Source organism: Gracilimonas amylolytica (assembly GCF_002911695.1).
GTDB classification, from domain to species: domain Bacteria; phylum Bacteroidota; class Rhodothermia; order Balneolales; family Balneolaceae; genus Gracilimonas; species Gracilimonas amylolytica.
Genome location: NZ_PQBS01000040.1, coordinates 194,186 through 207,948 on the forward strand (window position 1 = coordinate 194,186; position 13,763 = coordinate 207,948).

Consider the following 13,763-nt stretch of genomic DNA (forward strand, 5'->3'; position numbering starts at 1 on the left):
TTGTTTTAATGAAGAGTCCAAAGCCTGACCCATTACCGGGTCAGGCTATTTCAATTACAAAAAATTAGTGCCATGTATCATTGCGAAGGCTCAAAGTATTCCTGAATATTTTCTCGTAGCTTCAGAGCCAGTTCTTTCCGATCTGAGGACTGTTCCGTCTTCGTTCCAAATTTGATCTTACAGTAGATCTTTTTTGTTTGAGAAAGTATCATAAGGTGTTCCAGAAATCCGTGCCGGGCACCAAAAAAACATACGCTATCCCGTGCCGGCGGGTCTTCCTTAGCAGTGGCATATGAGATCGATGCAGTATGAACCGGGATCTGCTCATCCGCCGGAAACTGAAGCAAGGAGGCATGAAAAGGCAGGATCTCTTCCCCACCGGATGAGGTTGCCTCCGGAAAAAAGATCAGCCCCTGATACATATTCATAGACCGTGATAATTCTTCGTTCACCCGCTTCACATCGGTTTTCCTTTTACGGTCCACAAAGATCACCCCAACCGCGTTAACCATATAACCCAGCACCGGCCAGCCTCGTACGGCCTTTTTGGCCACAAAGGTACACCTTAGGCTAAGATAGAGCGGAATGATATCCATATAACTGAGATGGTTAGATACCAGAAAGAATGGAGCTTGTGGCGGTTTCCCTTCGATCTCAACCTGCATATTAAAGATAAAAGCCACACCCTCTGCCCAGGTTCGCATAAACAGGTTTCGCCACGGTTCATACCGTTTTTGCAGCAATTTTGGAACCGCTAATCCAACCCAGTATATCCCGAAGGTGGTCAGTGTAAAGATCAGCAGAACGAAAAGCCTGAAATATCCGCGGATCTTTCTCATAATGAACGTATTTAGATTATCCGAAAAACATCTTTCGGGTTCGGTCAGATATATTTTCGATATCAAGAAAGACCATTACATAAAAAAGCTCAAGGTCATTTTTATAGGCCGGCTTACTGATGATATCACAACCTACACTCAGATAATTGGCCAGCAGCCCGGGGGTCTCAAAATCTACTTTTCGTTCCACATCAAAATCTTCCTCATTCAATCCAAAAGGCTCGGCTCCACTTACCTGATAGTTGGGATGGATGACGCCCCGGTGTTTGAGTTCCTTATAGATCGCAATACCTTCTTCCGGTGACTTAGCCGGAATTCCCAGGCTGCCCAGCAAATACCGCTGATCGAGGGCCTGTAAATACCCGGCAAACCCTTTCCACAGTAAGAACAGAACCCTTCCGCTGCGATGCTCTTCTTCTATACATGCCCGACCAACTTCAAAACTTTTGGTCAATACCTCTTCAGGTAGCTCCTTGAGATTGAACAGCGTTTCAGAATAGAAGCCTTCTCCGCCTGCCGCCTGAGCGTAAGTTTGAAGACGGTAAGTCCCAACCACTCTTCCGGTTTCATTTTCTTTCACGATCAGGTGATGACACTGATCATCGTATTTATCCTCATCGATCGTTTTGGATGAATCAAATTCCCTTTCAAGCTCCTTATAAAAAACCTCGTATCTCAGTTTTAAGGCTTGTTCGATTTCTGAATCTGTAGATGCAATACTCACCGTATAACGATGATTTGAAATATCAGGTAGGATCTTCTCTTTAGCTTTCAACTTTGTGCTTTAATTTTATTTATCAGTTTTTCGATAATCAGCCAACAATTTTGCAGATTTAAAACATTCCGCATCAGACGGATGAACGGGTAGTAAACGATTTGCTTTAACACAATGTAATACTGTACAGGCCCAATAAATCCAACCCTGAAAATATCACGAAATCCCCACTTCAATTCAATAATTATCTAAGGGTTAGTTTTGTGGCTCTGCCCGTTAATTATCAGTACCTTTAGGTTTATTTAAAATTTCATTTTCAACCAAATTCCCAAAACGACAAACTTGTCTTCCAGCTCCGCTTCTGAATCAAAATCACTTCTGCAAGATGTAAACCTCTACATCATTTTCGGTATTACCTTAACAGCCGTAATGGGGGTGTCATCCATCGCTCCGGCTTTTCCCTCCATCGCCGATTCCCTTGATGTCTCTACCGAGCGCATCGGGTTACTGATCACCTTTTTTACCATTCCCGGTATCATTATCACCCCTATACTTGGCCTGCTGGCAGATCGATTTGGACGTAAGATCGTATTGGTTCCTTCACTGTTGCTTTTCGGAGCAGCCGGAACAGCTTGTGCCTATGCTGCCTCTTTTGAGCAGATGTTGTTTTTTCGGGCTCTTCAGGGAATGGGTAGTGCCTCTCTTGGTGCCCTGAACCTGACATTGATCGGAGATCTGTATTCCGGAAATCAGCGCGCAACCGCCATGGGTTATAATGGGAGCGTGCTCAGTATCGGTACCGCTTTTTATCCGGCCGTTGGTGGAGCATTGGCCATTCTGGGTTGGTTCTATCCCTTTTATCTGAGTTTGCTGGCCATTCCGGTTGGGATTTCCGTTCTATTCAAACTTGAAAAAACCGGTTCATCGAATAGTCTTAACGTTTCTGAGATATTCTCAAATGTGGCCTCTTCATTGGTTTCCAAAAAAGTGATTCCCTTATTTGCCGGTATCTTTTTGACCTTCATCATGCTTTATGGAGGCTATATCACGTTTTTTACCATTTTGCTGGATGAGAGGTTTGAACAAAATGCCTTCTGGATCGGACTGATCCTTTCCGGTTCATCCTTTATGACGGCGTATGCCTCATCCCAGCTTGGCAAACTCACTACCCGTTTTTCGGAGGTTAATCTGATCCGAACCGCAGCGATCCTCTATCTGGTTATTTTCCTGATCATCCCTCAAGTTACCAACATATGGTGGTTCATTATTCCGGTACTGATCTTTGGAGCCGCTCAGGGCATCAACATTCCAAGCATCCTGAATTTGCTGACCGGATATGCTGACAAAGAATACCGGGCGGCTTTTCTTTCCGTAAACTGGGTGGTGATGCGTACCGGTCAGGCTCTCGGTCCTTATCTGCTGGGTTTGGTATATGCCGGAATCAGCCTGAATGCAACATTTTATGCCGCAGCCGTAGCCGCAGGACTGTTTGTCATTTCCTCATTCTTTTTCATGAAACGAGAGTGGTATGTAGCAGCAGATGTGACCATGATCGAAGACCTTTAGAAATCAGCCCGTTCAATTTTATTCATCACTCTCATAGGGTTTTTCAAACTCTCCCTCTGAACTGATCCTGCCTGTCACTTGTTTTTCAGACAAACAGACAAACAATTAAAAACAAGGACGTATGAGTGAACAAATGAACGCTGCTTTTATAGAAGACTATGGCGATCTGAACAATATCAAAACCGGAACACTGGATAAACCGGAAGCAGGTGAGGGAGAGGTCTTGGTGCGCGTAAAAGCCGCCGGTGTAAATCCCGTTGATGCAGCTGTAGCCAAGGGCATGTTGAAAGATGCCATTCCGGGTGAATTCCCACTTATTCCCGGCTGGGATGTTGCAGGTGTAGTTGAGGAAACCGGTTATGCCGCACGTCGTTTTCAGGCAGGTGATGAGGTTTACGCTTATGCGCGCCGCCCACTGATCAAGCACGGAACCTTCGCAGAATACATCGCGCTCCCAGATGCATACCTTGCTGAACGCCCAACAAATATTTCTATAGAGGAAGCAGGCGGAATACCGTTGGTGGGATTGACGGCCTATCAATCAATTTTTGATTTTGGAGAGCTCAAAAAGGATCAAACGATCTTAATTTTAGGTGCTTCAGGCGGTGTGGGCACCCTGGCTATTCAGTTAGCGAAATCCGTTGGAGCAAACGTCATTGGTGTGGCAAGTAAAGCCAATCATGATTATATGAAAGACCTCGGGGCTGATATCACGATCGATTATAACGATCATCATGTGGGAGAGGCCGTGCAAAAGGTTCAGCCTGAAGGCGTGGATCTGATCTTCCATTGCTCCCGTGGAGATTCCTTTGCACAGGTTATGGAAACCGGAGTGTTAAAAGATGGCGGAAAAATTGCATCCATCACCAAGAGTAAACCTGATATCAGTGATGATATTGAATTTAAGTACGTATTTGTAGAACCGAATTCGGAACAGCTCGAACATATTGCCGCCCTTGCTGATAACGGTAAGATCAGAGTTCCGATATCCAAAACGTACACATTGGAAGAAACCGGTCAGGCTCTGCAGGAAATTGAAAAACTGCATACCAGAGGGAAATTGATCATCACACCCTGACAGAACCTAAGCCGTAATAAAAAAGCCGGGTCTAATGATCCGGCTTTCTTATTTGGTTCGACCTGATCTAATTTCTGACAGGTATCACAACAAACTACTGGCAGCTCCTCTTAGCTGATCGTTTCTCTTGAATGTCAGATCTACTGACAAACCGCTGTCTCCCGAATCTATATTCAGAGTACCCTGCAACTGATCAGACAGGGTTTTGACAAGGGTCATACCCAGCGAAGAAGGCGATTCCAGGTCTATATCTCTGTCAACACCCTTACCATCATCCTTCACCTGAAGTGAGATCAGGTTATCTTTATTTTTGAGACTGAGCTGAATCTCTCCTTTTTCTGCTTCTTTGAAGGCATGCTTATAGGCATTTGTGACCACTTCATTCAAGAGGAGGGTATAAGGAACCGCCTGATTGATGTTGACCTCTACTTCATCCAGCTCCAATTCTATCTTGATCTCTTTACCGTTGGCGATGGAATCTGAAATATGTTTGATCAGGTTTTCTGTTTGTTCATCTAACCTGACGCTGGTGAAATTGTCACTTTGGTACAACTGATCGTGAATGAGAGCAATGGATTTAATACGACTTTGATTGTCTTCCAGATATTTATACACCACTTTATCATCGGTTTGGTAAGCTTGCAACTGCATCAATCCCGAAACCAATGCCAGATTGTTTTTTACCCGGTGATGAACCTCCATCAATAAAATTTCTTTTTCTTTTAGCGACTCTTTTATCCGTTCATCAGCCAGTTTCTTTTCAGTAATATCCTGAAAACTGCCATGCAAACGCACACATTTCCCATTGTGAAAAATGGCTTCCCCTATGGTTCGGATCCATTTGATATTCCCTTTACGACTTCTAACTTTCAATTCGAGATCATACGACTTCCCTGACTCAATGGCTTTGTTCACCGCTTTAGTGATCTTCTTTTTGCTTTCCCCTACATAGAAATCCAGTCCGTCCTGCAGGTTAGGATTGTAATCCTTATCCACTTCCAGAATCTCTTTTACTACATCCGTCCAGTTAACCCTTCCTTTTTCTACGTCAAGCTCCCAGGCTCCGATCTTCACCATACGCTGTGCCTGTTCCAGCAAACTTTCCATCCGAACTTGCTCAGAAATATCCACTCCGGTACCCAAAATATAATTTTTCCCATCCTGATTGAAGAATGAACCGGTCAGGTAAAAATGTGGATGACTCCCATCCTTCGTTTTTAACTGAGCCGTTATACTCGCTGAACCTTCCACAAACGCTTCCTTTATAATATTTTCGATCCGTTCGTGGTCCTCCCTGAAGTAGAAATCCAGGGGATTCATGTTTTGAATTTCTTCCCAGGAATATCCAAGCCTGTCAATAAAGTATTGGTTGACCCTAATGTAATTCATGTCCTCATCCAACACATAGAATAAACCCGGAAGTGAATTCAAAGCCTTGTCGATAAAAGATTGTTCGTTCAGCAGATCCTTTTCTGTTTGCTTCCTGTCCTTGATATCCACTCCGGTTCCTACCAAAATAGTCTCATTATTAATGGTGGTGGTGATACCTGACAACAAATAAGGGATCTTGTCTCCATCTTTTGTTTTCAGGCGCAGCTCAACCTCATTCGCAGAATATTTCAAGGTGGTCAAAAAACTTTGTACCGAGGCATCCACATCCTCTTCTGCCACAAATTTCGTAAAGTGGTTGTCATCTCCCGGTTTATAATCGATCAGCTCGCGAAAACGGTTGTTCACACTGATGATCTGCCCTTCTTTATCGATCACATAAAAAATGCCCGGCAAACTATTTATGATGTGATTATTGAGCACCTCTTCCAGGTCCCGATTCAGGTCTGAGATCTTCAGGTTTTTTTCGTATTCAAAGGTCTTACCAAAAACTGATGTGATTGATCCTGCCAGCTTCTCTTCAAGCTCTCCCTGTTTGATAAGATCAGTTGCACCGGCTTTTACCAGTTTAATCGCCTCCTCTAAAGAAAAATCTGATTTGATGAGAATCAGGGGGATATCAGGATCCAGCGATTTAATTTTATCAACCGTTTCGATGTCTGAAAGATCCAGATCCTCCAGGTCCAACATGACAAGATCATCAGAGTGATCAATTGCCTGATTGGTGAATGTTTCTACAGCCTCAACTCTTTTTACTGAATTTACTTTAAACTCTAACTTCTCAACTATACTGGAAACAGCCTTAAATGTCTCATCACTTTTCGTGACAACTACTTGGTTCCGACTCATGGATATTTTTTCTCAATAGGGATTAACTCTTAAAACTAAGCATAACTTTAAATGTTTCGTATTAGAATGTTTCTATTAATTTTTGTAAGTAATTAGAATGCAATACATTAGAATTTTTTATCAAGTATTTAACTGGTTCTTTTCTAAACGATTATTACCAAATGTGATAGGAATTGAATGATAAATTCTATTGCCTGATTATAAATGAGTTTATTAAATAGTAGCCCGAAATGTGATACCTAAATGGGTTCCGATTGTTAGGCATGAATAGATCCATTTACATTTTATCACACCTATACCCGAAACGAAACCTTTTGTAAAAGGCCTTTAGTGGTTGTATAATCTGTTCGAGTTTTAACTTTATTACTTCAACATGGAACGCATATACCAACTTCTTGCTCTGTTCACATCTATTTTATTGGTACTCCTCACTGAAACCACTTTTGCTCAGATCGACCGTGAGGCCGGGGAACCGTTTTTGACCCGTTCTGAAGTGATCGCTCAGCGTGGCATGGTGGCCACCAGTCAGCCCCTCGCTACTCAGGTTGGGCTGAATATCCTGCGAAACGGAGGCAATGCCATTGATGCCGCTATTGGTGCCAATGCTGCCATGGGGCTCATGGAGCCTACCGGAAACGGGATCGGCGGCGACCTGTTTGCTATTATCTGGCACGAAAAAAGCGGGCAACTATATGCTTTGAATGCCAGTGGGCGTTCGCCGCGGGGTTTATCCTATGACCGCCTGATGGAAATACTGGAAGAGAAAGGCGAGGATGACATTCCTTCCTACGACCTGCTGTCCGTTTCCGTACCGGGAGCCGTGGATGGCTGGTTTGAGATGCATGAGCGTTTTGGTACTACGGATATGAGTGAGATCCTTGCCGAACCGATCCATTATGCAGAAAATGGATTTCCGGTTAGTCAGGCCATTTCAGAAGCGTGGATACGAAGTGCCCGGTTCCTGAAAAATCAACCCGGAGCTTTTGAAGAAACTTTTACTATTGATGGGCGTGGACCTGAGAAAGGAGAGGTATTTCGTAATCCCGACCTGGGGAACACCTTCCGTCTGTTAGCAGAACAAGGTCGCGATGCCTTTTACCGTGGTGAGATCGCCAGAAAGATCGATACCTGGATGAAGGAGAATAACGGCTACCTGCGATATGAGGATTTTGACCAACATCGCTCAGAATGGGTGGAGCCTCAAACCGTAAATTATCGTGGTTATGATGTGTACCAGGTAGGTGGTAACGTTCAGGGAACCGCTGTCTTGCAAATGCTGAATATCCTGGAAGGCTTTGACCTTTCTGAAACCGGGTTTGGCACAGCTGAAACCCTTCACCTGCTTATTGAAGCCAAAAAACTGGCATTCGAAGACCGAGCCAAGCATTACACGGATTCCGACTATTATGACATTCCTTACGAAACCCTTCTTTCCAAGGAATATGCAGCTGAACGTCGTAAGTTGATCGGTGACCGCGCCCGCCGTGACCTCACCACCGGTGTGGATGTGCTGGAAGACGGGGATACCATCTACCTCACAACCGCCGATGAAGAAGGCAATATGGTTTCCCTTATTCAAAGTAATTTCCGTGGTATGGGCACCGGTTTTGTGGTGCCGGGAACCGGATTCAGTTTTCAGAATCGTGGTGAGTTATTTTCACTGGACCCAAATCACCCCAATGTTTATGCCCCCGGCAAGCGTCCCTTCCACACCATTATTCCAGGCTTTGTGATGAAGGACGGGAAGCCATTGATGAGCTTTGGAAACATGGGAGGCGGATATCAGCCAATTGGTCACGTAAGTATCTTAACTAACATCATCGACTTTGGCATGAATATTCAGGAAGCCGGTGATGCATTCCGCTGGGAACATTCCGGCTCCACCCAGCCTACTGATGATCTGGATGCTAAGCTAACGGATACCGGTCAGGTCAGCATCGAATCCGGGGTGCCATTTTCTGTAGTCAAAGCTCTCAGAGCTATGGGCCACGAAGTTCAGATCGGAGATAGTTTCTTCGGCCGATATCAGGGTATCATGCGTGACCATGAAAGAGGGGTGTATTTCGGCGCATCAGAATCCAGGGTTGACGGGCAGGCTGCCGGATACTGAGTTACCTTGGTTTGTCAGGCATTTGATATGGGATCCTCTGTGCAGGAAAACACGGAGGATCTACTTGATGGGTTAAACCCTTGTTCATCTCCATCACCCGGTTCTCGACGATTCCATTGTTATAGTCCTTTTTTGACTGAATCGAATAATGGAGCATTAAGCCTGATCTACTTATGGCTCGTCATGAAGCTCAGGCTTCGTGATGCAGTCCGGGAAGCTGGAGCTTCCGGGACCACGTTGCTAAGCCGGAGCTAAGCAACGAGTACAAATATCAAAAAAAAGCCCCGACCATCTTGAAGATGATCGGGGCTTTTTAATTTACCTGATCAGGATTCGGGTTAGTCTCCTTCAGGTGATCACCCACTTCGATCTCCTTCTCAATATATCCGCCTCGTGTAGAAAGGATCTTCACCTTGCCCTCGGCTCCTTCAATGCCATTCAGCTGTACCTCAAAATATACCTTCTTAGATTCTCCGGCACCGGTATATCCTGCACGGATCGTTTTATCGTATAGCTCAGGAGTAATGATCTTCAGCTTGGCATCTTCATGTCCCTTGGTAAGTTCCGAATCAAAGTCCAGCTGAACCCGGTCTTCCCTGACAATTTTTACCAACTGCGCCTGCTTCAAGGCCACCGGTAAGTTCCCGGTGTTCGTCCAGCTGACGGAGATCTTATAGGTATCATCTCCGGTTTGCTCCACATCGATCTCATCCAATGTAATTTGCGGAAGCTCTTTCGCCATCATCAAATTGAATAAGGCTTGTTTTTCAGCCCAGCGCTCAAGCTGCCATGGCGGACCGTTTTGACTGAAGAACTTGGGATGAGTACCGCCTATTTCCACTTCCCCAAGCTCGGGATGGTCAAAGGTGTTCCAGGGTTTAAAACCACGACCTTCGTTTTCCCGAAGGTCCCATTGCAGGGCATCGTAGTCATCATAAACCCCATCGTTATTATAATCTTCCATCGCTCCATTATTCCACAGTTCATCGCCGTACCAGATGGAACCAAAATAGAAATACCCAAAATCAGGTCCGTGCCCAAACAGGGGACTTGGCCGTGAAGGGTCTCCGGTCACACGATTGGTAGGATAGCGAGTCATATAGGTTTCATAGACATCACCCGCCCATGGATATTCGGTGATCTCAAGTCCCAGACGATCATACTTTTCATAGAGCTCGAGATCCTCAGGATACATGCGCTCTTCACTTTTAGAAGTGGAAGGCGGCCGCAGGTGCATGGGTACGCGTGTATCCATAGAATTCACAACCGAAATATTCGGATGAGTAAGCATCCACATGACCACCGATCGTGATTCAGGTTCACTTAACGGGTAATCTCCGGCTCCATATTGTGTGTAACCCCGTCCGGTAAGTTCACGCCCGACATCAGGCCGCCAGTTTTCAGCGTAATTACGATGGAGATCGAGGCCACCGATCCCATCTTCATTATAATCCCCATCACCGTCGTTATCGATGCCTTCAGAATACACAAACCAATCGCCTTTTCCGGGCAGCACCCGTTTCATCAACCGGCCTTCCGGGTCTCTGGGATCGATGATGTAATTGGCTTCGTCCATTTCATCGGGACCGGCTTTTTTACGCATTGAGTATATGATACCGTCACCATCCAGATCTTCGGGAGCATCTTCATCCAGAAGGCCATCGCGGTCATTGTCGTGCGGGCGCACAGAACTTCGGTTTGCCTGAGCCGTATGCAGGTAAAGATTCGACCCATCCGGGTTATTCTGTGGGCGAAGATAGATGGCTTTGGTGTCGATCAATTCCGTGATCTCAGGATCTTTCCCATAATTCTCAAGCAGGTGCTTGGTCAGCCATAAAATAGACTCACTGCTGGTGATCTCACCACTATGCCGGCCACCTTCGAAATAGGCCGCAGGCTTGTCGGTATGCTTTCCCGTTTCCTTGTTGGTGATGGTCATTTGCAGAATAGGCCTTCCCTCAAAACTTTTAGCCACCTCATACAGATCCACTATATCAGGATACTGTTCAGCCCATCGCTCATACCATTCATACATCACATTTACGGTATGATAGGTATCAAAAGTCAGTTCCTCACCGACCGTGTATTCAACTTCCGGAAAACGGTGCTGTTCAAAAAAGCTGATCCCGTGACGTTCACCCCCAACCGTGTACATGGTCGTATCCGATTCCGGCCATTCCGGAGCATTCAACGGGGTATAATTTTGTGCAAAAGCCTGACCTGCCATTATTATGGACAGAATCAATAGAAGCCCAATTCGTTTCATATCTAAAGAGTTAATTAACATTTAGTTTCGGTAATGGGCTGCAATGTAATGTATTAGAAGCAAAAATTTTGTGTTTGGGTGTGGGTTTAAAAAAGAAACGCTAGTAGTTCGTCTTAGGCTGGTGAAGAGCTGTGGGAGTTGGTGGGTTGTTACCAAAACGGGAGTCAGGTTTCAAAGGATTTAACTTTTTATACCTCATGGGAAGCTTGAGATTCCGGGACGGCGTTGCTAAGCCGAAGCTTTGTAACGAGGCAAAGGTTTCAAGTAGTTTGCGTTTTGTGCTTAGCACGCAAGAATCCCCCATTACACCGCTGCTTTCACCTGCTGTCCCTTGAGCACTGTGATTGACATTATAGGTAAAAAGGCTATCTACTGTAGATTGGCTGATACCTATACCTGTATCTTCAATATCTGTTATGTCAATTATTAAGATACCGAGCATTTTCAACAGATAGGATATCAGGTGTACAAAAAGCGTTTGATATTTTTCTTCGGAGTTTTTTCGAACTCCTGATCTACAAGCTCAATCCCTGAGAGCTGCTCGTAGGATGCAACAGATTCATTATATGAACGACGCGTTTTCTCCAGGACATCATCAAGGTCTTCCTCTTTTGTGCCGGATGCCGTCATCATTTCAGCATCCGGATAAACCTTAGCCACCAACCGGTTATTTCGCTGTATAATCACACACTCCTGAATAAACGGAAAATTCATGAGTCGCGACTCCAGCTCCTCAGGATATACATTTTGACCGCTCGGCCCCAGAAGCATATTTTTTTCGCGGCCTTTTATGAAAATAAAATTCTCGTCGTCAATAATCCCCAGATCCCCTGTCTTGAACCAGCCATCTTTTGTAAAAGCCTGGTCATTAGCTTTCTTATTGTTGTAGTAACCTAGCATTAAATTCCGGCCTTTTACCTGAATTTCACCGGCTTCCTCATATGGTTTTTCACTGTTTATCCGTACTTCCATCCGGTCGACCAGCTTACCTGATGATCCATTTTTTGTCACATCATGAGGTGCATAGCTGATAAGTGGCCCGCATTCGGTCATTCCATAACCGATCGTAAAGGGAAATTTAATTTTTCTAAAAAACGATTCCACTTCAGGGCTTAAGGCTGCTCCGCCAACTACCGCTTCATGAAAGTTTCCACCAAAACTCTCGATCAGACTTTTTCGCGTTTTTTTATAGATCAGGTTTCTAATTCCCGGTAAGGTTAACAGCACTTTGGTCGCCGGTTTTTCCAGCAAGGGCACGATGCGCTTTTTATAGATCTTCTCTATGATCAATGGAACCAGCAAAATAAGATGGGGTTTAACTTCTCCAAGCGCTTTCAACAATATCTGCGGTGTCGGTACTTTAGTTAGAAATGTAATGTGGCAACCCAGCGAAACCGGAAACAAATTCTCAAAGGCCAATCCAAATATGTGCGCCATGGGCAAAATGGAGACAATCCGGTCACCGGCTTTAAGTGGCATATTCTCCCGCGCATAAATAATATTCGATTTAATACTCCGCACCGGAAGCATCACGCCTTTGGAAAACCCCATGGATCCTGAAGTATATGAGAGGACCAAAAGATCTTCATCGCCCCGTCTTGATAACTCAAAATTCTGCTTTTCTACGCTCAGTGAATCATCCATTGCCGTTTGGGGCAATGAGTCTGATTGTTCATTTAGAATTTTGAAATCATCCGTGGAAATGGTGAGCCTTAATTCTTTGAGTTCAGCTTTGTTTAGATTTACAAAGAGAGAATCTGCTACGAATAGCACTTTTGCACCGGAATGCTTTAAAATATGATGAGCATTTTCGGGTGTAAAATCAGGAAGAATGGGAACGATTACACCTCCAAATGCCATAATTGAGAAGAATGTTGTAGCCCAGTTTGATGAATTTCGGGCATATATCGCAACTTTATCTCCGGGCTTCAATCCCACTTCACTCAAAGTGATCTTTAATGCTTCGATCTGATTGGCTACTTCACCATAAGTAGATGTTTTACCGTCGTAATCCGTAAAAAGAGGCCGGTCCCAGTTTTGCTGAAATGCGGTGGTATACATTTGGTCTAACCGTGATTGAGGAGCTGATTTTACCATAGGTGAGCGATAAGTTTTGCGGTCTTAAGATCTCTATTATTCAATAAATATTGTCCCGATTTTAAAATACATACTTTGACGCAATATACCAGGGTGGGAAACGGTAGTAGCAGCAACTAATATGTTTTCTGTCGCTGTTTGAGTTGCACCCAGAATACAATTCACAGGGGAAGAAACCAATAAAATTAGAATAAGAATAATGCAGGTTTTGCAGCATTATGCCCTTTCTATGGGTTTGTTACTGCATTGGAAGCTGGAGCTTCCGGGACGGCGTTGCTAAGCCGGGGCTTTGCAATGAGAGTAAATTCCAATGTCTGCATTGTTAAAAGAATGCCATTCAGTAAAGCAGGCTCCAGGTGGGCTAAAGCTTTATGTACGATCTCGTTCACAAAATTTATCTGTTCACGTTACGTGAACACGCATAATATGTGTACAAAAAGATGAATAGCATTCAGTAATGTTTGAAACCTTGCCGGCCACGATATCATAAAACGGATTACTTCGTTCTCTATAAGCTGATAGTTAGGAATGGAATCTCCCTCAATACCAATAGCATCATGACTTTCATCCTTTTCACGAAACTCCAGTTTTGCAACTAGGCAAACTCCGCTAAAAATATTTTTCTTATTCCAACCATACGCAGTGAGTTCCCAGCGAGTCCCACAAAAAAAGTAGTAAAATTAAAAAAGCCTTGAGCCGCTATAAGTTAATGCGAGTCAAGGCTTTACTTGAGTGTGGGACCGGGCGGATTTGAACCGCCGACACACGGATTTTCAGTCCGTTGCTCTACCTACTGAGCTACAGTCCCTTTCATCAAGGACGGCAAAGATAAAGGGTTTATTATCTACATACAA

9 protein-coding genes and 1 tRNA gene are annotated in these 13,763 nt (G+C 44.5%); 3 read left to right on the forward strand and 7 right to left on the reverse strand.

Features of this window, described 5'->3' with window-relative positions; genetic code table 11:
• Positions 1 to 77: 77 nt before the first annotated feature.
• Together C3B73_RS13095 and C3B73_RS13100 are read right to left on the reverse strand one after the other, a co-directional pair.
• Positions 78 to 839: a lysophospholipid acyltransferase family protein gene (locus C3B73_RS13095; RefSeq protein ID WP_103666055.1), complete on the reverse strand. Its 762-nt coding sequence runs from the start codon at positions 837 to 839 to the stop codon at positions 78 to 80.
• A 16-nt stretch (positions 840 to 855) separates the two neighbouring features.
• Positions 856 to 1,614, reverse strand: a complete 759-nt coding sequence (locus tag C3B73_RS13100) for a GNAT family N-acetyltransferase (RefSeq protein ID WP_103666056.1) — start codon at positions 1,612 to 1,614, stop codon at positions 856 to 858.
• A 282-nt stretch (positions 1,615 to 1,896) separates the two neighbouring features.
• Between C3B73_RS13100 and C3B73_RS13110 the strand changes: the two genes are divergently transcribed.
• On the forward strand, positions 1,897 to 3,120 hold the full coding sequence (locus C3B73_RS13110) for an MFS transporter (RefSeq protein ID WP_103666058.1): 1,224 nt from the start codon (positions 1,897 to 1,899) through the stop codon (positions 3,118 to 3,120).
• A gap of 121 nt (positions 3,121 to 3,241) precedes the next feature.
• Positions 3,242 to 4,198, forward strand: coding sequence for an NADP-dependent oxidoreductase (locus C3B73_RS13115; protein ID WP_103666059.1), 957 nt, complete (start codon positions 3,242 to 3,244; stop codon positions 4,196 to 4,198).
• 84 nt (positions 4,199 to 4,282) lie between these two features.
• On the opposite strand, the gene C3B73_RS13120 is transcribed toward C3B73_RS13115, so the two are convergent.
• The gene (locus C3B73_RS13120; RefSeq protein ID WP_103666060.1) at positions 4,283 to 6,436 is read right to left on the reverse strand and encodes a PAS domain-containing sensor histidine kinase; all 2,154 of its coding nucleotides are present in this window, start codon (positions 6,434 to 6,436) and stop codon (positions 4,283 to 4,285) included.
• Between the two features lie 373 nt (positions 6,437 to 6,809).
• Between C3B73_RS13120 and ggt the strand changes: the two genes are divergently transcribed.
• Positions 6,810 to 8,546 carry a gamma-glutamyltransferase gene (gene ggt, locus C3B73_RS13125; protein WP_103666061.1) on the forward strand — a complete coding sequence of 579 codons (1,737 nt, stop codon included), beginning with the start codon at positions 6,810 to 6,812 and terminating at the stop codon, positions 8,544 to 8,546.
• Positions 8,547 to 8,859: 313 nt separating this feature from the next.
• Here ggt and C3B73_RS13130 read toward each other — a convergent pair whose 3' ends face one another.
• The 4 genes from C3B73_RS13130 to C3B73_RS13145 all read right to left on the reverse strand — a co-directional run bounded on the left by C3B73_RS13130 (position 8,860) and on the right by C3B73_RS13145 (position 13,717).
• Entirely contained in the window at positions 8,860 to 10,812 is a 1,953-nt protein-coding gene (locus C3B73_RS13130; RefSeq protein WP_103666062.1) for a M14 family metallopeptidase, read from the reverse strand.
• Between the two features lie 100 nt (positions 10,813 to 10,912).
• Positions 10,913 to 11,254, reverse strand: a complete 342-nt coding sequence (locus C3B73_RS14105; RefSeq protein WP_232803220.1) for a hypothetical protein — start codon at positions 11,252 to 11,254, stop codon at positions 10,913 to 10,915.
• 17 nt (positions 11,255 to 11,271) lie between these two features.
• A complete protein-coding gene (locus C3B73_RS13140) occupies positions 11,272 to 12,873 on the reverse strand; it encodes an AMP-binding protein (protein WP_157939514.1) in 1,602 nt (533 codons plus the stop codon).
• 771 nt (positions 12,874 to 13,644) lie between these two features.
• Positions 13,645 to 13,717, reverse strand: a tRNA-Phe gene (locus tag C3B73_RS13145).
• Between the last annotated feature and the right edge of the window lie 46 nt (positions 13,718 to 13,763).